This window comes from Kribbella sp. NPDC004875, from assembly GCF_042873375.1.
Classification (GTDB): Bacteria; Actinomycetota; Actinomycetes; order Propionibacteriales; family Kribbellaceae; genus Kribbella.
Map to the genome: position 1 here is coordinate 159985 of NZ_JBIALI010000004.1, position 20872 is coordinate 180856.

The 20872-nt window shown below is 69.2% G+C and carries 18 protein-coding genes; 14 read left to right on the forward strand and 4 right to left on the reverse strand.

Going from position 1 to position 20872, the window contains the following annotated elements:
* Positions 1–16: 16 nt before the first annotated feature.
* Complete coding sequence (locus ACFYRH_RS23090; protein WP_387778748.1) at positions 17–1738, reverse strand: ABC transporter substrate-binding protein; 1722 nt, start codon at positions 1736–1738, stop codon at positions 17–19.
* Between the two features lie 31 nt (positions 1739–1769).
* Positions 1770–2729: an ROK family protein gene (locus ACFYRH_RS23095; protein ID WP_387778751.1), complete on the reverse strand. Its 960-nt coding sequence runs from the start codon at positions 2727–2729 to the stop codon at positions 1770–1772.
* A 118-nt stretch (positions 2730–2847) separates the two neighbouring features.
* Between ACFYRH_RS23095 and ACFYRH_RS23100 the strand changes: the two genes are divergently transcribed.
* The 3 genes from ACFYRH_RS23100 to ACFYRH_RS23110 are packed head-to-tail and all read left to right on the forward strand — an operon-like array spanning position 2848 to position 4871.
* Complete coding sequence (locus ACFYRH_RS23100; protein ID WP_387778754.1) at positions 2848–4044, forward strand: ROK family protein; 1197 nt, start codon at positions 2848–2850, stop codon at positions 4042–4044.
* A gap of 44 nt (positions 4045–4088) precedes the next feature.
* Positions 4089–4448 carry a VOC family protein gene (locus tag ACFYRH_RS23105; RefSeq protein ID WP_387778757.1) on the forward strand — a complete coding sequence of 120 codons (360 nt, stop codon included), beginning with the start codon at positions 4089–4091 and terminating at the stop codon, positions 4446–4448.
* 18 nt (positions 4449–4466) lie between these two features.
* On the forward strand, positions 4467–4871 hold the full coding sequence (locus tag ACFYRH_RS23110) for a hypothetical protein (RefSeq protein ID WP_387778760.1): 405 nt from the start codon (positions 4467–4469) through the stop codon (positions 4869–4871).
* Here the strand turns inward: ACFYRH_RS23110 and ACFYRH_RS23115 are convergent.
* Complete coding sequence (locus ACFYRH_RS23115) at positions 4848–5354, reverse strand: winged helix-turn-helix transcriptional regulator (RefSeq protein ID WP_387778763.1); 507 nt, start codon at positions 5352–5354, stop codon at positions 4848–4850. The genes ACFYRH_RS23110 and ACFYRH_RS23115 overlap by 24 nt on opposite strands.
* A 53-nt stretch (positions 5355–5407) precedes the next feature.
* On the opposite strand from ACFYRH_RS23115, the gene ACFYRH_RS23120 reads away from it, so the two are divergent.
* The 3 genes from ACFYRH_RS23120 to ACFYRH_RS23130 all read left to right on the forward strand — a co-directional run bounded on the left by ACFYRH_RS23120 (position 5408) and on the right by ACFYRH_RS23130 (position 9576).
* Positions 5408–5866 carry a nuclear transport factor 2 family protein gene (locus ACFYRH_RS23120; RefSeq protein ID WP_387778766.1) on the forward strand — a complete coding sequence of 153 codons (459 nt, stop codon included), beginning with the start codon at positions 5408–5410 and terminating at the stop codon, positions 5864–5866.
* 172 nt (positions 5867–6038) lie between these two features.
* Entirely contained in the window at positions 6039–7790 is a 1752-nt protein-coding gene (locus tag ACFYRH_RS23125; RefSeq protein WP_387778769.1) for an ABC transporter ATP-binding protein, read from the forward strand.
* A complete protein-coding gene (locus ACFYRH_RS23130) occupies positions 7783–9576 on the forward strand; it encodes an ABC transporter ATP-binding protein (protein ID WP_387778772.1) in 1794 nt (597 codons plus the stop codon). Before ACFYRH_RS23125 ends, ACFYRH_RS23130 begins: the two co-directional genes overlap by 8 nt.
* Here the strand turns inward: ACFYRH_RS23130 and ACFYRH_RS23135 are convergent.
* Positions 9567–9977, reverse strand: coding sequence for a cupin domain-containing protein (locus tag ACFYRH_RS23135; RefSeq protein WP_387778775.1), 411 nt, complete (start codon positions 9975–9977; stop codon positions 9567–9569). The two genes, ACFYRH_RS23130 and ACFYRH_RS23135, sit on opposite strands and share 10 nt — an antisense overlap.
* 99 nt (positions 9978–10076) lie before the next feature.
* Between ACFYRH_RS23135 and ACFYRH_RS23140 the strand changes: the two genes are divergently transcribed.
* The 8 genes from ACFYRH_RS23140 (at position 10077) to ACFYRH_RS23175 (ending at position 20852) form a co-directional block, all read left to right on the forward strand.
* Positions 10077–11093 carry a ferritin-like protein gene (locus ACFYRH_RS23140; RefSeq protein ID WP_387778778.1) on the forward strand — a complete coding sequence of 339 codons (1017 nt, stop codon included), beginning with the start codon at positions 10077–10079 and terminating at the stop codon, positions 11091–11093.
* 100 nt (positions 11094–11193) lie between these two features.
* Positions 11194–12132 (forward strand): ABC transporter ATP-binding protein, encoded by a 939-nt coding sequence (locus ACFYRH_RS23145; protein WP_387778781.1) that lies wholly within the window; start codon positions 11194–11196, stop codon positions 12130–12132.
* A complete protein-coding gene (locus ACFYRH_RS23150) occupies positions 12132–13493 on the forward strand; it encodes an ABC transporter permease (RefSeq protein ID WP_387778784.1) in 1362 nt (453 codons plus the stop codon). Before ACFYRH_RS23145 ends, ACFYRH_RS23150 begins: the two co-directional genes overlap by 1 nt.
* 124 nt (positions 13494–13617) lie before the next feature.
* Positions 13618–16260, forward strand: a complete 2643-nt coding sequence (locus ACFYRH_RS23155; protein ID WP_387778787.1) for an alkaline phosphatase family protein — start codon at positions 13618–13620, stop codon at positions 16258–16260.
* A gap of 40 nt (positions 16261–16300) precedes the next feature.
* A complete protein-coding gene (locus ACFYRH_RS23160) occupies positions 16301–16957 on the forward strand; it encodes a DNA/RNA non-specific endonuclease (RefSeq protein ID WP_387778790.1) in 657 nt (218 codons plus the stop codon).
* Positions 16954–17346, forward strand: a complete 393-nt coding sequence (locus tag ACFYRH_RS23165) for a hypothetical protein (RefSeq protein WP_387778793.1) — start codon at positions 16954–16956, stop codon at positions 17344–17346. Before ACFYRH_RS23160 ends, ACFYRH_RS23165 begins: the two co-directional genes overlap by 4 nt.
* Before the next feature lie 137 nt (positions 17347–17483).
* Positions 17484–19526, forward strand: coding sequence for a HelD family protein (locus tag ACFYRH_RS23170; protein WP_387778796.1), 2043 nt, complete (start codon positions 17484–17486; stop codon positions 19524–19526).
* Positions 19527–19589: 63 nt separating this feature from the next.
* Complete coding sequence (locus ACFYRH_RS23175; RefSeq protein ID WP_387780654.1) at positions 19590–20852, forward strand: hypothetical protein; 1263 nt, start codon at positions 19590–19592, stop codon at positions 20850–20852.
* The last annotated feature ends 20 nt before the right edge of the window (positions 20853–20872 follow it).

Consider the following 20872-nt stretch of genomic DNA (forward strand, 5'->3'; position numbering starts at 1 on the left):
GCTCACGCGGGATTCCTTACTTCTGGGCGGACTTCGAGTACAGGTTGGTCAGCACCTGTCCCACGTCGGGGATGTTGTACGGTGCCGGCTGCGCGTACGGGTTGTCCTGGGTCGGCCAGCCGTCCAGGTCCTTGGTGTTGTACTGGTACCAGTCGACCGACTCGGTGGTCGGGATGACCGGCACGTCCTTGATCATGTACGACGAGATCTGCTTGATCAGCTTGACCTGCGTGTCCGGGTCCGCGCTCGCGTACTGGTCGAGCAGCTTGTCCACCTCGGGGTTCTTGTACCGCGAGTAGTTGCTGTTCGCCTGCGTGCCGATCGGCGCGGTGTTCTTCGAGTACAGCAGTGCCCGCAGCTCGTAGTACGGCGTGGGACCGCCGGGGCGGCTGTCGTACGCGAGGTCGTAGTCACCGGTGTACAGCTTCTGGTTGTACGACTGCTGCTGCAGGTCCTGGACGGTCAGCTCGATCCCGACCTTGGCCAGCTGCTGCTTCACCACCGCCAGGGACGCGTCCCAGTCGGTGTAGCCGGTGACCGTGATGACGTTGAGCTTGAGCGGGTTCGAGTCGGAGTACCCGGCACTCTGCAGGAGCTGTTTGGCCTTGTCCAGGTTCGGCTTGTCGTAGCCCGCCGCGGCCACCGCGTCCTTGTCGTAGTACTTGTCGAACGTCGGCGTCACGACACCGCTCTGGTTCGCCGCGGGCTGGTAGCCGCTCTCACCGATCTTGGAGATCTGTTCGCGGTCGAGGGCGTACGCGATCGCCTGCCGGACCGCCAGCTTGCTGGTCGCCGGGCGCGAGGGGTCGTTGTTCGGGACCAGCGCCACGTTCGCGGTCGGCGGGAACCAGTAGTTGTTGTCCGGTGACTTCGACTTGTAGAAGTTGTCGATGTTCGGGATGTACTGGCCACCCCATTGCGCCTTGCCGCTGGCCAGGTCGAGGTTCGCCGGGTTGTTGTCCAGGTACGCCGGGTACTGGACCTTCGCGACGTACGGCTTGCCGGGCTGCCAGTAGTTCGGGTTGGCGACGTACGAGATGTTGTTGCCGCTGCAGGACTCGACCGTGAAGGGTCCGGTGCCGACCGGCTTCGGGTCCGCCCAGGTGGCCGGCTTCGTGGCCGCCTCACCGGTGGACCAGATGTGCTTGGGCACGATGCCGACCTGGTTGGCGAAGTTGAAGAAGTACGGCTCCGCCGGGCCCTTGAACTTCAGCGTCACCTTGTTGCCGGCGGCCGTGACACTGCTCAGGCCGGCGCCGGTCCACAAGGAGTACAGGTCGAGGGCCGGCTGCTCCTTCATCCGGGTGAAGGTGTAGACGACGTCGTCGGCCGTGAACGGCTGCCCGTCGCTCCACTTCACACCGTCGCGGATGGTGAAGACGACCGAGTCCTTGTTCGGCGACCAGCTGAAAGCGGTGGCCAGCATCGGCGTGGTGGCGCCGCTCTTCAGCACGTTCACGAACGTCAGCGGTTCGTACACGAAGCCGTTGGCCGCCTGGTTGACCGCCGGGTTGAACGGGTTGAACTGGCACGGCCAGGTCTGCCCGCCGACGTTGGCGATCGTGACGGTGCCGCCCTTCTTGTGCTCGCCGCCGCCACCTCCGCCGCCTCCGGCGCTCGCCGAGGACGACGGGTTGGACGACGCCGCGCCCCCGACCGGCTTGTCACCACCGCCGCAGCCCGCGGTCAGTGCTCCGACCGCCATCGCGGCGACGGCGATGCGTGTGATGCCCCTCATCGTCTCTGCCTTTCGCTCCTGGTAATCCTGCTCATGCGAATGCCTCTTCGCCGAGGGCGGCACCGGCCGCCTCGACGCCGAGAGCGAGCGCCCCGATCAGCGGTGCGTCCGACGGGAAGCGCGCCACCGACAACTCCGGCGGAAACGGAACGGCCGCGGCGAGGGCGCGCCGCAGACCGGTCTCGATCTGGTCCCAGGAACGGACCAGGCCGCCGCCGACGACGATCCGCGCCGGATCGACGGCGATGGTCAGGTTGGCGAGATGCATCGCCAGTTCCCGGACGAACTCGTCGGTGAGGACGGCGGCGTCCCGGTCGGTCCGCGCCATCGTGAAGACGTCGGCGGCCGTGACCGCTCGCCCGAGCCGGGTGCTCCCGGTGGTCTCGAGCGCCTGGCCGCTGACGACGTGTTCGAGGATCGTGCGCCGGCCCTCGTCGACGTACACGTCGGCGGGGGAGCGCAGGTTGTAGCCGATCTCGCCGGAGGCGCCGTGCGCCCCGGTGATCACGGTGCCGCCGGCAACGATCGCGATCGCGAGACCGGTGCCGAGGTTCAGGTAGAGACCCGGGTCGCAGCTGGCCAGCGCACCCCAGCGCAGCTCGGCCGCCGCGGCCGCCTTCACGTCGGTGGCCAGCCGCACGGGTACGCCGGGGAACGCGTCCCGCACCAGGCGCCCGAAGGGCAGTTCGCCCCAGCCGGGAAAGGTCGGGGCCAGTTCGACGCGGTCGTCGTATGGGATACCCAGGGTGGCCGCGCCGACACCGGCGAGCTCCTGGCCAGGGGCGACCTCGGAGAGCAGTTCGTGGGCCGCGGCCAGGCCGCGGGCGAGTGCCGCCGCGGCACCGCCGGACCCGTCGTGGCTGTCCACGCGACTGTCTGCCCGGCTGTCGATGGTACGGGCGCCCAGGCGACGGCCGGTGAGGTCACCGACAGCCAGGGCGATCTTCGTGCCACCGAAGTCGAGTCCGAGGACGACCGGCGCTGGAACCACGGGGTGGCACCTCCTCGTGCCGACCAATAGAATCGATAGGAAACTAACTTAACAACCACGGGACCACAAGCCTTAACTCCGACTTGGTGGCCGAGTTGTTAGCGAGAAGGGGGTCGACGTGACGGTTGTTGCCGGCGGTGCGGCCGCAGCGCGCCCGCAGCTCATCCGCGAGATCAACGAGCAGGTGCTGCTCGACCACATCCGTCGCTCCGGACCCATCTCGCGGACCGAGCTCGCCGGTCTGACCGGACTGTCGAAGCCGACGGTGTCGGCCGCGCTGAGCTCGCTGGCAGGCACCGGCCTCGTGCACGTTACCGGCCAGCGCACCGGCGTACCCGGGCCAGCGGCGAGTCTCTACGAGGTGCGCCCGGAGGCGGGGTACGTCCTGGGGCTCGATGTCGGGCGGGAGTTCCTCCGCGGCGCGATCGCGGATCTCGCGGGCACGGTGCGGGCGCGATTGAGTGTGCGGACCAAGGCGGGCGACGCGATGGCGCGGATCCAGGAGCTGGCGGTGCTGACCGCGACGCTGGCGACCGAAGCCGGTATCGAGGTCACCCAACTGACCCAGACCGTGCTCGGCAGCCCGGGCGTCTACGATCCGCGGCTCGACGCGCTGACGCTGACCGGGCGGCTGTCCGGCTGGGACTCGCCTGCGACGCTCGCGGCGCTGCGTGACCGGTTCGGCCCGACACTGATGATCGAGAACGACGTGGACGCCGCGGCGCTCGCCGAACGGGTGCACGGACACGGGCGCGATGTCGACAGCTTCGCCTTCGTCTCGGTCGGCACCGGGATCGGGATGGGCCTGGTCCTGGACGGCAAGCTCCGGCACGGTTCGCACGGCGTCGCGGGTGAGATCGGCTACCTGCCGTTCACGGAAGGTAGCGGCAGCGATCCGCGGGACGCTCGCAAACGCGGCGGTTTCGACGCGTCGGCATCGGCGGCCGCCGTGGTCCGGGCGGCGCGCCGAGCCGGAGTTCGGGGGGCCTCGACGGCGGAGAAGGTGTTCGCGGCCGCTGCGCGGGGTGACGCGCTCGCCGCTGCGGTCGTCGCCGAGGAAGCACTGCTCGTCGCCAAGGCCGTGTGCACGGTCATCACCGTCGTGGACCCGGACCTGGTGGTTCTCGGTGGAGGTATCGGCCAGGCGCCCGGTTTCCTGGAAGCCGTCACCCGGCAGCTCCGTCACCTCGCGCCGGTGCTGCCCGAGGTGAAGGCGAGTGTGCTCGGTTCCGAAACCGTCGTCGCCGGCTGTATCGCCTCAGGTCTCGACCGGGCCTGGCTGACCCTCACCGGACGCGCCGGACATTCCGCCTGAGTAACGGACGCGGAACGTCCGGAATGCTCAGTAGTGTGCGGTCCATGGCTATCGCGATGTACCCGAGTTTCGTCATCGACTGTCCGGATCCCGTCGTGCTGGCGCGGTTCTACGGGGAGCTGCTCGGCTGGACGGTCAAGGCCGACGAGAAGTGGGGTGAGATCCGCCCCGAGGACGGCAGCAACTGCATCTGCTTCCAGCCCGTCAAGGACTTCAACGCGCCGGCCTGGCCGAGCCAGGACGCGCCGCAGCAGATGCACCTCGACGTCATGGTCCGCGACCTCGACGAGGCGGAGGCGGAAGTGCTCGCGATCGGGGCGACCAAGCCCGACCACCAGCCGGGTACGACGTTCCGCGTCTTCCTGGACCCGGCCGGGCACCCGTTCTGCCTGTGCGTCGACTGACTGCCCTAGGGTGAGGTGGTGACGAGCTGGCGCGAGGAACGACGGCAGGCCGCTGCCGAGCATGCGGCCGCCCTGGAGCGGAAGAAGGCTTCCGAGACCGCGCAGGCCCGCGAACTGCTGGCTGGGTTCATCGCGACGATGAAGGAGCGCGGTGTCGAGCCCGAGCCGCTGCGCGCGCAGGTCATCGGTTCCAGCGCCAGCTACCGCACCAGCCTCACCGGGTGGTACCTGCGTCGTAACCGTTCGCTCGCCGTCGACCTGGACGGCAACTTCTACATCCTCGGCGTGCCCGCCAGTCTGAAGTCCCGCGTCGCCGGGGTGACCGTGCTGCCGTCCGACCCGCCGCTCGTCGTGGGTCAGGGTGCGCGCGACGGCGAGTCGATGCCGCTCGCCGACCTGCTACGCCTTCGGCTCGAGTCCTAGGACGCTCGCGATCAACGCCGTACCCGGTGCCGTTCGGCCGCCCGGTCCGGGAGACGGTGCGACGTCGTCCATCCGCAGCGCCTCGCCGCACTCCGAGCAGCACACCGACGGGGTCGTGACCTTGCCACAGGTCGTGTGCGTGAACCGGATCGGCTGGCCGGCCGGGGGAGTCGCCCAGTGATCGCCCCACGCGGTCAGCGCCATCAGGATCGGCACGAGCTCTCGTCCCGCGTCCGTCAGCTCGTAGCTGTAGCGCACCGGGTTCTGCTGGTACGGCGTGCGCCGTACCAGCCCGCCGTCCACCAGCGTCGAGAGACGGTCCGTCAGCAGGTTGCGGGAGATGCCGAGGTCGGTGACGAACTGGTCGAAGCGGTTCAGGCCGAGGTAGAGGTCTCGCAGGACGAGCGGGGTCCACCAGTCGCCGATCAGCTCCAGCGATTGGGCGAGCGAGCAGTGCATCGAGGAGAAGCTGGTGTTCCGCATGTCCGGAGTCTAGTCAGTTGTGTTATTGAACTTACTACTCCTAGGCTGTCGTCATGGGCATCTACCACCGGATCGTGGCGCGGAAGGTGCGCGGCACGTTCGCGCAGATCAGTGCGGGCAACACGGACGCGATGGTGTCCGGGATGGCGCCGTCGTTCAGCTACCGGTTCTACGGCGATCACGCGCTCGGCGGTGAGCGGCACACCCACGAGGCGCTGCGGCGCTGGTGGGATCGCTGCCAACGGCTGTTGCCGGGCACCACGTTCGACGTCCAGGACGTCGTGGTCGCCGGGCCGCGGTGGAACACCCGGGTCGCGACGGCGGTCACCGTGCATGTCACGGTCGTCGACGGGTCGGCGTACGAGAACGTGGTGCATCAGTTCCTGCGGATCAGGTGGGGGAAGATCACCGAGGTGCGAACGCTGGAGGACACGGCGGTCCTGGAGCGGACGCTCGACCGGCTGGCCGCGGCGGGGTACGCCGAGGCGCACGCGGAGCCGATCCTCGGCTGAGCCGTCCGGGCTGACGGCCTGCACTGATCGTCGGGCCTGATCGGCGGGGCTGAATTGCGGTCCCGGCCGGAAACTCGGTCGCGGATTGTCGGTGGCCGCGGTTACGGTCGGTCGAGTGCTGACCCTGTTCCGCTACGGCGTACGCGTTGCACCTGGAAGCACCCTTCTGACGATGGGTCTGACCATCCTCGGCGCCCTGCTGGGGATGGCTGTCACGCTGCTCACCGGGCGGGTCGTCGGGGCGGTGCCCGGGGTGATCGACGGGCGCCCCGGCGCGATGCCGCTCGGCGAGTTCGGCTGGTTGCTCGGCGGGCTGCTGGTGGTCTTCGTGGCGGACAGCCTGTTGCCCGCGCTGCGGCAGGTCGCCTCGCTGATGATGGACGCCGGCCTAGTCCGCGCGATCGGCACCGGCATCTCCGAGCCACTGCTGACGCCGCGCCGGATCGAGCACCTCGAGGACCCCGAGGTGCTGGACGTCCAGGAGCGGGCGAAGGGCAAGGGCGGGTTCCACCTCGCGCAGGGCATGGGCCAACTGCCTTGGCTGCTGGCCAGCCGGGTCACGCTGTTCGGTTCCGCGGTGATCGTCGGCGTGATGTTCTCGTGGTGGGTGGCGATCCTGCTGGTCGGCGTCACCCTGCTGCTGGAGTCGTACGGCGGGCGCCTCGTCGAGGGCGAGATCGACGTCTGGTGGGGCAACACCGAGGAGCAGCGCCGGGCGAACTACCTGTTCAACCTGGGGATGCGTGACGCCCCGAAAGAGCTGCGCGTCTTCGGTCTGCACACTTGGCTGGTCGAGCGCTACGTCCGCGACTGGACGGCCGGCTACCGCCCGGTCTGGGCCCGCCGGAAACAGAACGCCAAGTGGTCGATCCTGTTCGGTGGCGTGCACCTGGTGGCCAACAGCATCGCGATCCTCGCGGTCGGCCGCGCCGCGCTGAACGGCTCGCTCCCGCTCACCCAGGTCGCCACCACCCTGCCCGCGATCCTCGCCATCGCCCAGACCAACAACGGGTACGGCGTGGTGCAGGTCCGTCGCGGGCTCTCGGCGTACCGCGCGATGCGGGACCTGCCGGCGACGATCGCCGAGCGGCACCCGGAGGCGGTCGCGAGCACCGAGCACCGGATCGAGACGATGCCGGCCCGCGAGATCCGGTTCGAGAAGGTCGGCTTCCGCTACCCGGGCTCCGAGGTCGACGTACTGCGGGATCTCGACCTCACGATCCGCGCGCGGGAGGCGCTCGCGCTGGTCGGCATCAACGGCGCCGGGAAGTCCACGCTGGTGAAGCTGCTCGGCGGTGCGTACCGCCCGACGAGTGGGCGGATCCTTGTCGACGGCGTGGACCTCGCGGAGCTCGACCTGGCCGCGTGGCAGCGGCGGGTCGCGGCGATCGTGCAGGACTTCCTGCGGTTCCCGCTGTCGGTGACGGACAACGTGGTGTTCGGCGCGGTCGAACGCGCGGGCGACGAGCTGACGCTGGCCAGGGTCGCGCGCGAGTCGGGGATCGACGAGGTGGTGCGCGGGTTGCCGAAGGGCTGGGACACCGTGCTGGACAAGACGTTCGACGGTGGTGTCGACCTGTCCGGTGGTGAGTGGCAGCGGGTCGCGCTCGCGCGGGCGCTGTTCGCGGTGCATGCCGGCGCGGGTGTGCTCGTGCTCGACGAGCCGGCGGCCGCGCTCGACGTACGGGCGGAGGCCGAGCTGGTGGAGCGGTATCTCGAGCTCACCTCGGGCGTGGCGTCGCTGATCATCTCGCACCGCTTCTCCGTCGTGCGGAACGCGGACCGGATCTGTGTGCTCTCCGACGGCCGGATCGTCGAGGACGGCACGCATGAGGAGCTGCTCGCGCGGGACGGGGAGTACGCCGGGATGTTCCGGCTGCAGGCCGAGCGCTACGTGACCGGACCGGAGGCCGTCGATGCGTAACTGGAACCGCAACCTGCGCATCCTGTGGCTGTGGTTGTCGACGTCGTTCCGGGCGGCGCCCGGTCTGATGGCGATCTCGACCGTGCTGGTCGCGGCCCGCGCCATCACCGCCCCGACCCAGACGTACGGCGTGAGCCGGCTCGTCGACGGGATCGCGTCGGACCGGTCGAGCACGATCGCGCTGGGGATCGGCATCATCGTCGGTGGTCTCGCGGTCTCGTTTCTCGCCGACGGGCTCGGATGGCCGCTGCAGGACACCGCGCAGGAGCGGATGGCCGGCCGTGTGCACGCGGATCTGCTCGACGTGACGTCCGGCATTCCAGGGTTGTCGCATCACGAGCGGCCGGATGTCGCGGATCGTCTCGAGTTGGTCCGGGAGCGCGCGTGGCGGATGGGCGTCGGCGCCGAGGTGTTGCTGTGGGCGTTCGCGACCGTGACGAACACCGCGACCGTGCTCACGTTGCTCGGGTCCGTGCATCCGGTGCTCCTCGTCCTTCCGCTGCTCGGTGGCGCTCGCATCTGGTCGGCGTACCTGAGCAGCATCAGGCAGCAGAAGGCCTGGGAGGACTCGATGCCGCAGGAGCGTCTGATCGATCGGCTGATCGAGGTCGCGAAGGATCCGCGGACAGGGCTGGAGCTGCGCGTGTTCGGGCTCGGCCGGGTGCTGCTGGAGCGGATCTTCACGCTGCAGACCGAGCGGTTCGACCGGCGCGTCGAGGCGGCTCGGTGGGGTGGGAAGGTCGACGGGCTGGTGCGGCTCGTGTTCGGAGTCGCGTACGCCGTCGCGGTCGTCTGGGTCGTCCTGCGCGCCCGGGACGGGCAGTCGTCGGCGGGTGACGTCGTACTCGTGCTGCTGCTCGCGCCGCAGGTGGATCAGATGACCGGCGGTATCGCGCAGAACGTGTACTGGGTCGGCGAGGTCGTACGCAGCTTCAGCCGGTACGACTGGCTGCGCGAGTACGCGAAGCAGAACGCGTGGCAGGCCAGCCTGACGCCGGCGCCGGAGCGGCTGACGTCCGGGATCGAGCTGCGGGACGTCGGATTCTCCTACCCCGGTTCGGATTCCGCGGTGCTGAGCGGGATCGACCTGAAGGTGCCGGCCGGGTCGGCGGTCGCGCTGGTGGGGGAGAACGGAGCCGGCAAGACGACGCTGGTGAAGCTGCTCGCGCGGATGTACGACCCGACGACCGGTCGCATCCTGGTCGACGGTGTGGATCTCTCGACGATCCGGCCGGACGACTGGCGGTCGCAGTTGTCGGCGGGGTTCCAGGACTTCGTGAAGTTCGAGCTGACCGCGCGGGAGGTCGTCGGCATCGGCGATCTCGCGCGAGCCGGTGACGACGACGCCGTACGGACGGCGATCGCGCGGGGTGACGCGGAGGGCGTGATCGCCGGACTGCCGCACGGGCTGGATTCGCAGCTGGGCAAGAAGTTCGCCGAGGGCGTCGAGCTGTCCGGCGGGCAGTGGCAGCGGTTGGCGCTGGCCCGGGCATTCATGCGCGAGCGGCCGCTGTTGCTGCTGCTCGACGAACCGACGGCGGCGCTCGACCCGGAGGCGGAGCACAGGCTCTACGAGCAGTACGCCGCCGCGGCGAAGGTCGCCGCGGCCGAGACCGGCGGGATCACCGTGCTGGTGTCCCACCGGTTCTCGACAGTCCGGATGGCCGACCTGATCGTCGTCATGCACGACGGCCGCGTCGAAGAGTTCGGGACCCACGGAGACCTCCTGGCCGCCGGCGGCCGCTACGCCGAGCTCTTCGAACTCCAGGCCCGCGCCTACCGCTGACTCCCGGCGCGGCGCTCGGCCCGCTCAGCCAGCTCGTTCTCCGGGACCAGCGTGAACATTTCCTGGCCCGGAGCACACAACATGGTGACGGTGAACTTCAGCGGTACGTCGCTGCGGTTGTTGCCGTCCTGGTAGTGGATGACGTCGCCACCCGGCTCCCAGAACGCCTCGCCGGCCTTGAGAACGCGCGGCGGCTCACCTTCGAGCTCGAACAGCATCTCGCCCTCGACGACGTACCCGAACGCGGGACCCGAGTGCCGGTGCGGCGGTGCTCCGGGATCGCCCGCGGGGTAGTCGATGACGACGGTCATCGCGTGGAAACCCTCGGGAACAAAGGGCGGGTCGACCTCCTGCAGCATCGTCAGGGCGGTCTGCCACGCGGTTGATCGGTGTTCGGTCATCAAGCTCACCTTCCGTGGGATGCGGTGTCATGGGGTAGACAGGGCAGACCGCCGGGGTGTGACCGTCACAAGTGGGGTTGCTGTGTTGTCTCACCAGGTATGAACCAGCGCATCGACACCATCGACAGTCTTCATCGGCATGTGCAGTGGGCGATCGAGCTCGAGCACGCCACGATCCCGCCGTACCTGTGCGCGTTGTACTCGCTGGACCCGGCGCGGAACGCGGACGCGGTCGAGTTGGTGAGCAGCGTGTTCGTGGAGGAGATGATCCACCTCGCGCTCGCGTCCAACCTGCTGAACGCGGTTGGTGGTGAACCGCGGCTGGACGTCCCCGAGATGCTGCCCGGGTATCCGCGGCAGTTGCCGCACGGATCGATGGAGCTGTCGCTGCTGCCGTTCGGTCCGGAGGCGCTGGACATGTTCCTCCGGCTCGAGAAACCCGAGGCGCCGGGTGCGCCGGGGGAGAGCGACCACTACGCGACGATCGGCCAGTTCTACGACGCGATCGAGGACGGCCTGCGCTTTCTGACCGAGACGCTCGGCGAGGACAAGGTGTTCTCCGGTGACCCGGCGCGTCAGGTGACCGCCGGCCCGTTCCACCACACCGGCGGAGTACTGCGCCCCGTCACCGACCTCGGCTCCGCACTGGCCGCGCTGGAGGAGATCGTCGAGCAGGGTGAAGGTACGTCGCGAGGCGAGGTGTGGGACGGCGACCACGACATCTTCCACCCGGACCGCGACGAGGTCGCCCACTACTACCGCTTCGAGGAACTGAAGCTCGGCCGCCGCTACCAACGCGGCGACACCCCGCAGTCCGGCCCCACCGGCGAGCCTGTGACGTTCGATCCCACCGGCGTCTCGCCGATGCAACCGAACCCACGCCGCTCGGCCGACCCGCAGGTCCGCGCCGCGCAGGAGGAGTTCGACAACACCTACTGCACCCTGCTGTACCTCCTGCACCAGGCCTTCACCGGTGAGCCCGCCCTGATCCGTGACGCCACCCGCGCGATGTTCGGCCTGAAGAGCGAGGCCCTGAAGCTGATGCGACTCAGTGAGGACGACTCCACCACTGCCGGGCCGACGTTCCGCTACGTCCCGCCGGAGGACCGAGTCTGAGAGACCGCTGAGAGTCTGGCCGGAAAAGGCCGCCTCCAGTTCGGTATTTGTTTACCTTCGGTCTTCACCTCTCCGTACATTGCTTTCTAATGTATTAACCATGGACACTCCGCCCGCTGTCCGTGCCCGCGGCCTGGCCAAGAACTTCGGCGAGGTCGTTGCGCTCGACGGTGTCGATCTCGACGTCGCACCCGGCCAGATCCACGGCCTGGTCGGACCCAACGGAGCCGGCAAGACCACGCTCCTCGGACTGCTGCTCGGCCTCGCCGTCGCCGACGGCGGCACGCTGGAGATCCTCGGTACACCGGTCGGCCGCGCCCTCGCCGTACCTGAGGGTGTCGCCGGCTTCGTCGACGGGCCCGGCCTGTACCCGTCGATGACCGCCAAGCAGAACCTCGCGGCGCTCGCCCAGCTGCGCGGTGACGACGCCGGCACGATGAAGATCGAGGACGCGATCGCCGAGGTCGGTCTCACCGACGTCGCCGACGACCGGGTCCGCGGCTTCTCGCTCGGCATGCGCCAGCGCCTCGGCCTCGCCGCCGCGCTGCTCACCAAGCCCCGCCTGCTGATCCTCGACGAGCCCTCGAACGGCCTCGACCCGGCCGGCAAGAAGCACGTGTACGGCGTCCTCTCCCGCCTGGCCGCCGACGGTACGGCGGTGATGCTCTCGAGTCACCGGATGGACGACGTCGAGGCGCTCTGCTCCGAGGTCACGATCCTGGCCACCGGACGGGTCGCATTCACCGGACCGATCAGCAAGCTCGCGTCCGAGAACAGCGAACTCGACTACCGGGTCCTCACCTCGAATCCGGCCGAGGCCCGCCGGCTCGCCCGTCAGGTCCCGGGCGTCCGCCTGCGCGACGAGGCCGTCGTCCAGGACGACGTCGAGTTGCTGGTGATCTCGGCACCGGTCCCGGCCCTCGACGAGTTCGTGAAGCGGCTGGTCCGGGACGACATCGCGGTCCGCGAGCTGGCGCCAGTGGTGTCGCCGCTCGAAGCGGCCTTTCTCGCCCTCACCGAGCAGCAGGAGACCAACTGATGACAGCCACCGTGGCTGCCCCCGACACCCCTGCCCCCGATGTCACTGTCGCCCGCGGCGTCCCACTGGTCCGCGGGTACCGCTTCGAACTCGTCAAGCTGCTCACGCAGTGGCGGGTTCGCGTCCTGATCGTCGCGTGCTGGTTGGCGCCCGCGGTGTTCGTCGCCGTGGTGAGCCAGCAGGCCTCGCTGCCGGTCGACACCCTGTTCGGCCGGATGATGCACGCGACCGGTTGGGCCGGACCGCTGGTCCTGCTGGGCTTCTCCGGCTCGTGGGCCCTCCCGTTGCTGACCTCGCTGATCGCCGGTGACTCGTTCGCCTCGGAGGACCGCCTCGGCACCTGGCGGCACCTGCTGGTGGCGGTCCGCTCGCCGCGCCGGATCTTCGCCGCGAAGGCGCTGTCCAGCCTGAGCGTGATCGTGGTCCTGGTGCTCGGCCTGGTCGTTTCCAGCACGGTGAGCGGCCTGCTGGTGATCGGCAATCGCCAGCTGATCGGTCTCGACGGCCACCTGCTCTCGCCGGGCGACGCGGCCGGAACGGTTCTGCTCGCCTGGCTGTGCGCACTCGCTCCGACGCTGGCCCTCGCGGCGATCGGTCTGCTCGGCTCGGTCGCACTCGGCCGCTCGCCGATGGGCCTACTGCTCCCGGCCGTCGTCGCGCTCGCGATGCAGATCGTCCAGCAACTGCCGGTCCCGGTCGCGCTCCGGCTGGCGCTCCCGGGGTACGCCTTCATCAGCTGGAACGGTCTGTTCACCGAACCGGCACAGGTCGGCCCGTTGCTGATCGGTGTCATCGTCAGCCTGGTCTGGACGCTCGTCGCGACCGGCCTGGCCTACTTCCTGTTCGTCCGCCGTGACTTCACCAACCCGACGCACGACGGCTCCGGCCGGCTCGCGCTGACGGCTGGTCTGCTGCCGCTCGTCGTCCTGCTCGGTCTCACCACCGCGGTCGTCACTCCAGTGACCGGCTTCGGGTCAGGGATCGACCAGGACAAGGTGCAGCGTTCGGTCGCGGTGGAGTTCGCGCATCTCTACCGTCTGCAGACCAAGCAGCTCAATCGGGCCGATGTCACCGAGGAGCAACTGCAGACCGCGGCCGAGTGCACCAAGGGTGGCGACCAGGTCGCCGCCCGCGGGCCCGGCAACGACTGGCGGTGCGTGGTCAGCTGGCACCTTCCGGGGGTGGAGGCAGCCGGCTCGGCGATCTACCAACTCGACATCAACCCACTCGGTCGGTACGTGTCCGACGGGGACGGACCGAAAGAAGTGAATGGCTTCTTCCTGGTCCGCACCCCGTCCGGGGACGAACCGAACCCGCTGTGGCAGTTCGACGGCACAGTCGAACTGCTACCCGCCCATTGAAGGCCAACCCGAAGGGAACCCTCCCATGCAGGTAACACGCCGCCGCAGGCGTGACGAAAAGGGTCCGTCCCGCCCCCTCCGGCGGAGATTACCACTCGTCACAGCGGGTACCACGGCGGTCGCCGTGGCCCTCGCAGGCACCGCGGTCGCCTCGACCACCGGCTTCGGACACGACCAGGTCGGGCAGGTCACCGCCAAGGGTCAAGTCGTCTCCTCCGACCAGTACATCAAGCCGATCGGCGACCGTCTCGTCCTCCAGAAGGGCAAGATCATGTCGTCCTCGGTCAGCCCGGACGGCAGCCACATGGCCGCCGGGGTGACCGACGGCGGGATGGCACTGGCGATCGTCGACCTGAAGAACTGGAAGGTCCAGCAGTACGTCGGCAACAACGCCGCCGCCGACCTGAAGATCCCCGGCAACGACATCGGCCAGGAAGGACCGACGTACTCGCCGGACGGCAAACAGGTCTGGCTGGGGCAGGCCGACGGTTACCGGAAGTTCACCGTGAATTCGGACGGCTCGCTCGCGAACCCGGCGTTCGTGGCGATCCCGGCCGACGGCAGCAAGCGTGCGCTGGCCTCCGAGGCCGTGTTCTCCGCGGACAGCTCGACGGTGTACGCCGCGGTGAACGGCCAGAACAAGGTCGTCGCGATCGACACCGCGACCGGTGCGATCAAGCAGAGCTGGGCGACCGGCAACGCGCCGCGCGACCTGGTGATGGTCGGCGACAAGCTGTACGTGAGCAACGAGGGCGGCCGGACGGCGCAGGCCGGTGACAGCACGGTCAACTCGTACGGCACGAATGTGGTCGCGAACCAGGACGCGATCACCACCACCGGTACCGTCTCGGTGATCGACACCAAGAACGCGTCGGCCGCACCGGCCAGCATCTCGGTGGGTCTGCACCCGACCGCGGTGTACGCCAAGAACGGCGCGGTGTTCGTCACGAACACCTCGAGCAACACCGTTTCGGTGATCGACGCGACGAAGAACAAGGTCACCCAGACGATCGCGACCCAGCCGTGGCCGGAAGCCTCGGTCGGGTACGAGCCGAACAGCGTCATGCTCACCGACGACGGCCACCTGCTGGTCACCCTCGGCCGGGCGAACGCGGTCGCGGTCTACAGGTACAAGAACCCGCTCGAGCCGGTCAGCTACATCGGCCTGCTGCCGACGGACTACTTCCCGGCCGAGCTCGCCCAGGTCGGCAAGGACATCGTGGTGTCGAACACCCGCGGCGTCGACGCCCGTCGCGACACCACCGCCGCCGGACACGCAACGCACGACACCACGTCGAGCTTGACCAAGTTCCAGTTGCCGGACGACCAGGCGATCAAGAAGTACACCAAGACCGTTTTCGACCAGAACGGCTGGACGAACGGATCGGCGCAGGCCGCGACGGACCAGGGACACCGCAACCCGGTGCCGGTCCCGGCCAAGATCGGTGACCCGTCGACGATCAAGCACGTCTTCCTGATCGTCAAGGAGAACCGGACCTACGACCAGGTGTACGGCGACATCCCCGAGGGCAACGGCGATCCGGCGCTGACGCAGTACGGCGAGAACGTGACGCCGAACCAGCACGCGCTGGCCAAGCAGTTCGGGCTGTACGACAACACCTACGACGTCGGCACGAACTCGGCCGAGGGCCACAACTGGATGATGCAGGCCGACAACCCGGAGTACACCGAGTCGATGGCCGGCGAGTACATCCGCACCTACGACACCGAGAACGATGCCCTCGGCCACCAGAGGAGCGGCTTCCTCTGGACCGGCGTGCAGGCAGCGGGCAAGACCGTCAAGGACTACGGCGAGTTCCAGTCGATCGAGCAGAAGCCGGCCGGCGCTTCCTGGCAGAACCTGTACTGCGACACGAAGACGATGCGGTCCACCGGTGCGGACACGGCGTATCCGATCCAGGTCGGGTCGGCGATCCCGTCGCTGAACGCGATCTCGGTGCAGGGTTTCCCGCAGTTCGACCTGAACGTCCCGGACATCTACAAGGCCGAGATCTGGAAGAAGGACTTCGAGAAGAACGGTCCGGCGAACCTGAACATGTTCTGGCTGTCCAACGACCACACCGGCGGACCGAACAGCGGGCCCGCGGGCGTGGCCGACAACGACCTGGCCGTCGGCCGGATCGTGGACGAGATCACCCACAGCAAGTACTGGAAGGACTCGGCGATCTTCGTCGCGGAAGACGACTCGCAGGCCGGTCTCGACCACGTCGACGGGCACCGGGCGCCGATCCAGATCATCAGCCCGTACGCCCAGCACGGTGCGGTGGACAGCCACTACTACACCCAGATCACGCTGATCCGGACGATCGAGCAGATCCTCGGGATGAAGCCGATGAACCAGAAGGACACCGCGGCCACCCCGATGTTCGGCGCATTCACGCAGAAGCCGGACCTGACCCCGTTCACCGCGGTGCCGAACCGCACCTCGCTGACCGCCGGTCTGAAGGACCTGCCGCCGTGCGGCGCCGACACTCCGGCGGCGCAGAACCCGGCCGTCGCTCCGGTGCCGTCGGCAACCGTTCCGGCGGACAAGCAGGCCGTCGCGGCGCAGTGGAACGCGTGGACGTCGAAGCAGCTCTTCAACGCTCCGACGGCCAAGCCGGACACCGCGAGCCCGGTGCTGATGAACCACTTCGACTGGTACGAGGCGCACAACTGGTCCACGCCGTACCCCGGTGAGAGCCAGATCTTCGCACCGCAGAACGTTCCGGGCGCGGTCATCCCGGGTGCCGAGAACGACGGCTGAGGTCTACCACTTGTCAACACTCGGCGTGTAGAAACAGCGCATGCCGAAACGATCGACGCGGGCGCCGGCCCGGATCGAGCAGCACGCCGATCCGGCCGACGTCCGCGACGTCGGTTACGGGCCCGGCGACGTCCCGGTGGTGCCGGAGGAGTACGCCGGGCTCCCCGTGCACAAGGAACGGTCGGGGCGCGACGAGCAGTGGAACGAGCGCCTGATGAACCCGGAGCCGTCGGCGGTGTACATCGTCGACGAACGCTACCTGTACGTCACAGACGACGAGGGCCGGGTCAAGCACGCCGAGGGCTGGCTCGGCTGGCTGCCGCACGAGCAGAACGAGGAACGCCGCAATCTGGACGCGCAGCGGGACGCGGGCAAACCCGACCGGGAGCGCGAGGACGACGGCGGTCACCTGTTCGGTACGTCGTTCGGCGGCCCGGGGGAGTCGATCAACCTGACCGCCCAGTCCCGGACCCAGAACCAGGCGGTGAAGGGCAGCGAAAACTGGCGGCGGATGGAACAGACCTGGCAGGCGATGCGCGCGGCCGGTATCCAGGTGCACGCGACGATCGACGTCGCGCATCCGAACCGCACCACGCGCCGCCCGTCGAGTCGCACAGTCGTCGCCCTGCACGACGGCCGCCGCGAACCACGGCGTACCTTCAGGGAGACGATACCGACGGCCCGGGGAGCGCGATGAGCGAGATCGGCGTGATCGACACGATCGCGCGGGCACTGGTCGCGGACCTGCCCGCCGGCTGGCGTGAGGTGAGTGCGGTCTACCGGTCCACGACGTCGTACTCCGAGCTCGATGCCGAGGTCCTCGGACCCTCGGGTAGGTCGCAGTTGCGGAAGCTGCCCGCCGGTCTCGAGGACCACTTCGAGGAGCTGCGACGGACGATGTATCAGCCGGGCAAGGGCACCTGGTTCACGGCCCGGCTCACGGTCACCTCGACCGGGCACTTCGCGACGGACTTCGACTACGATCACGAGCCGGCCTGGTCGATGGACGTCGACCCGCAGATCTATCGGGCCGATCTGGCCGAGTTCCCGCGGGACGCTGAGCACACGCCGGACTGGCTCCGGTAACGCCGCGGTAAATCAGTCGCCGGCCACCGGGCGCGGTGGTAACGTCGCGAGCCTGTCTTTTCGGGATCGAATCGAACCGGATGGATCTGCTCCGGGGCGGGACCCAGCCAAGCTCACGATTCGAGGCTTGCTCTCCGATGGCCGAACCTGCACCAGCCCTGCCCGAACTCACCTCCGAACGCGATTTCCTCAGCACCGCCCGCGCCGCGCTGCAGCGGATGTACGCCGGCGTCGTGGACCGCGAGGTCCAGATCATCGGCGGCGAGGACAACGACGAACGCTTCACCAACGAGGCGAACCAGCGGGCGAAGGAGATGCGCACCCGCGCGCTCGTCGACCTGCCCGACGTACCGCTGTTCTTCGGCCGGCTCGACTACGAGCACGGCACGATCCCGGACCACGACCGGATCTACATCGGCCGCCGCCACGTCCACGACGGCAGCGGCGTCCCCCTGGTGATCGACTGGCGGGCGCCGGTGTCGGTGCCGTTCTACCGGGCGACCCAGAGCGACCGGCAGCGGGTGCTGATGCGCCGGCGGTACGGGTTCTCCGACCATGCCGAGCTGACCGGCTTCGAGGACGAGCCGCTGACCGGGGGCGTGGACACCGACCAGGCGGACGCGTTCCTGCGGGCCGAGATCGAGCGGCCGCGCACCGGTCCGATGCGCGACATCGTCGCCACCATCCAGCCCGAGCAGGACGACCTGGTCCGCGCACCGCTGCACCCGAGCGTGTGCGTGCAGGGCGCACCCGGCACCGGGAAGACCGCGGTCGGCCTGCACCGCGTCGCGTACCTGCTCTACACCGAGCGCGAGCGCCTCGGCCGCGGCGGCGTCGTGATCGTCGGGCCGAACAAGTCGTTCCTGTCCTACATCCGCAAGGTGCTGCCCGCGCTGGGCGAGGTCGACGTCCGCCAGATCACGATCGACGAGCTGCTGACCCGGCCGACCGCCGCGACCGACTCGGTCGAGGCCGAGGCGTTGAAGGGCGACGCGCGGATGGCCGGCGTACTGCGCCGTGCCTTGTGGTCGTACGTCGGTACGCCGACCGACGGAGTCCTGTACAGCAAGGGATCGCGGCGTTATCGCGTGCACGACTACGAGGTCGTCGACATCGTCGCGGACCTGCGCGAGTCGACCCGCTACGCGCCCGGCCGGAACGCGCTCGCGCAGCGGATCGCGCACGTCGTCCTGGTCCGGATGGAGGAACGCGCCGAGTCCCCGGACGACCGCGTGCAGAACGCGGTGGCACGCTCGAAGCCGGTCAAGGAGGTCCTCGACTCGGTGTGGCCGCGGGTCGTCCCCGAGCAGATCCTGCACCGGCTCTTCGCCGACGCCGGGTTCCTCGCCGAGGCCGCTCCCGAACTGACCGACGAGGAGCGTACGGCGCTGCTCTGGACCAAACCGCCGCGCTCGTGGAAGTCGGCGACATGGTCGTTCGCCGACAGCGTCCTGCTCGACGAGCTCGAAGACCTGATCGAGCGCCGGACCGGATCGCTGGGCCACCTGGTGCTCGACGAGGCACAGGACCTGTCCGCGATGCAGCTGCGGGCGCTCGGCCGCCGGTGCCGCACCGGTTCGGCGACGGTGCTGGGTGACCTGGCGCAGGCGACGACGCCGTGGGCCGCGGGATCGTGGGACCGGGTGCTCGGCCATCTCGACAAGGGCGACGGTGTGGTGGCCGAGCTCGACCGTGGGTTCCGGGTGCCGGCCCAGATCATCAACTTCGCCGCGAAGCTGCTCCCCGAGATCGCGCCGACGCTGGGCACGCCGAGCGGCGTACGGACCGTGGCCGACGCGCTCGGGATCGTCCCGGCCGACGAAGCGACGTTCGCGGACCAGGTGGTCGCCGAGTGCCGGGCGGCGCTGGAAGGCGAGGGATCGGTCGCGCTGATCGCCGCCGACGACCAGATCGCGGTACTGCGGGACGCCATCACCGCGGCCGGCCTCGAGACGGAGCTGCTCGGCGAGAGCGAGGACGAGATCGACACCGTCCGGCTGGTCTGCGTGCCCGCCACGCTGGCGAAGGGGCTGGAGTTCGACGCGGTCGTCGTCGCCGAGCCGGCCCGCATCGTCGCCGCCGAGCCCCGCGGCGTGCACCGCCTGTACGTCGTCCTCACCCGCGCGGTCAGCCGGCTGCAGATCATCCACGCCGACCCGCTCCCCGCGGCGCTGGCGTGATCCCGTCCCGGCGCTATCGTCCGGTGTGCCAGTAGCCGGATCGGGGAGGCGCACGTGAGCGCGATGGTCATTGTCCTGTTGCTCGTCGGGCTGCTCGTCGTGGGCGGCATCATCGGGGGCATCGTCGCGCTCGTCCGCCGCCAGCACTACATCGACTCGATCCGCCGGCGGGGCTGGACCTTCGTCAACACGCCGGCGTGGGACTCGGTGGCGCGCCTCGGCAACCCGCCGTTCGGCATCGGTTTCGACCGCAAGCCCGACGACCAGATCTCCGGGGTGACCACGGCAGGCCGGCCGTTCCAGGTGATCGAGTACGCCTCCACCTACTGGTCGGGCTGGGTCGGGATGGTCACGCTGTCCCGTCGCCTGCCCGAGCTGTGGATCACCGGCGGCGAGACCCGGCCGCGGTACGGCGTCCGCGCGACCGCCGTACCCGCGCCGGCCGAGCTGGGACCGGGGTGGCAGGTCGGTGTGACGGACCCGGCGTTCGCGGCCGAGGTGCTGACGCCGCAGCTGTCGGCGCAGTTGACCGCGTTGGCGGCCGGGCAACCGGGCGTGAACCTGAGCATCGACGGTGACCAGCTCGTGGTGCTCGACCCGCCGCGCAAGGATCTCGAGAAGCTCGGCCCGTGGCTGGACCAGGTCGCCGCGGTCGCCGCCGCGATCGACGCCGTACCGCTCGACCAGTGGCGGCAGCCGGAGCCGCCGGCGCGGCTGACGTTCTACCAGCACCCGGACTGGTACTGGGTCGGCGTCGACGACAGCTTGCTGCAGGTCACGCCGGTGAACCGCGGTGGGCACGACCACCGGACCAGCGACGTGGTCCGCGGGCAGGACGCTGGCGGCCCGCCGTTCGTCGCGTTCGAGCACCACTGGAAGACGACGCGTACCGAGACCTACACCGACAGCGAGGGCCGGACCCAGTCCCGGACCGTCGTCGAGAGCCACAGCGAGCCGGTCCTCGGGTTTCAGCTGCCGATCCGGATGCCGCGGCTGCAGGTCGGGCGGAAGGGTCTGAGCAGCGGGATCAGCTTCGAGAGCGCGGAGTTCAACAAGCGGTTCGCGGTGAACTCGCCGGACCAGAAGTTCGCGTACGACGTGATGCACCCGCGGCAGATGGAGTACCTGATGGCGAACCCGCCGGCGTCGTTCTCGATCGAGGAGGACTGGGCCTGGTTCTCACCGGGTGAGCACAGCCAGCCGGCGATCGCGCACAGCTCGGAGTTCATCCGTGGTTTCCTGTCCCGGGTCCCACGTTTCGTCTGGCGAAACCTGGGCCTGCCGGATTCGCCGTACCCAGCCCTTGAGACGTCGCCGCCCCGGTGAGGGGAATGCGGTTACCCTCG

Bases quoted from the DNA above. Each gene is read 5' to 3' on its own strand.
- ACFYRH_RS23090 (WP_387778748.1), bottom strand. From the start codon at position 1,738: ATGAGGGGCATCACACGCATCGCCGTCGCCGCGATGGCGGTCGGAGCA.
- ACFYRH_RS23105 (WP_387778757.1), top strand. From the start codon at position 4,089: ATGGCTATCGCGATGTACCCGAGTTTCGTCATCGACTGTCCGGATCCC.
- ACFYRH_RS23115 (WP_387778763.1), bottom strand. From the start codon at position 5,354: ATGCGGAACACCAGCTTCTCCTCGATGCACTGCTCGCTCGCCCAATCG.
- ACFYRH_RS23120 (WP_387778766.1), top strand. From the start codon at position 5,408: ATGGGCATCTACCACCGGATCGTGGCGCGGAAGGTGCGCGGCACGTTC.
- ACFYRH_RS23125 (WP_387778769.1), top strand. From the start codon at position 6,039: ATGGGTCTGACCATCCTCGGCGCCCTGCTGGGGATGGCTGTCACGCTG.
- ACFYRH_RS23130 (WP_387778772.1), top strand. From the start codon at position 7,783: ATGCGTAACTGGAACCGCAACCTGCGCATCCTGTGGCTGTGGTTGTCG.
- ACFYRH_RS23135 (WP_387778775.1), bottom strand. From the start codon at position 9,977: ATGACCGAACACCGATCAACCGCGTGGCAGACCGCCCTGACGATGCTG.
- ACFYRH_RS23140 (WP_387778778.1), top strand. From the start codon at position 10,077: ATGAACCAGCGCATCGACACCATCGACAGTCTTCATCGGCATGTGCAG.
- ACFYRH_RS23145 (WP_387778781.1), top strand. From the start codon at position 11,194: ATGGACACTCCGCCCGCTGTCCGTGCCCGCGGCCTGGCCAAGAACTTC.
- ACFYRH_RS23150 (WP_387778784.1), top strand. From the start codon at position 12,132: ATGACAGCCACCGTGGCTGCCCCCGACACCCCTGCCCCCGATGTCACT.
- ACFYRH_RS23160 (WP_387778790.1), top strand. From the start codon at position 16,301: ATGCCGAAACGATCGACGCGGGCGCCGGCCCGGATCGAGCAGCACGCC.
- ACFYRH_RS23165 (WP_387778793.1), top strand. From the start codon at position 16,954: ATGAGCGAGATCGGCGTGATCGACACGATCGCGCGGGCACTGGTCGCG.
- ACFYRH_RS23170 (WP_387778796.1), top strand. From the start codon at position 17,484: ATGGCCGAACCTGCACCAGCCCTGCCCGAACTCACCTCCGAACGCGAT.
- ACFYRH_RS23175 (WP_387780654.1), top strand. From the start codon at position 19,590: ATGGTCATTGTCCTGTTGCTCGTCGGGCTGCTCGTCGTGGGCGGCATC.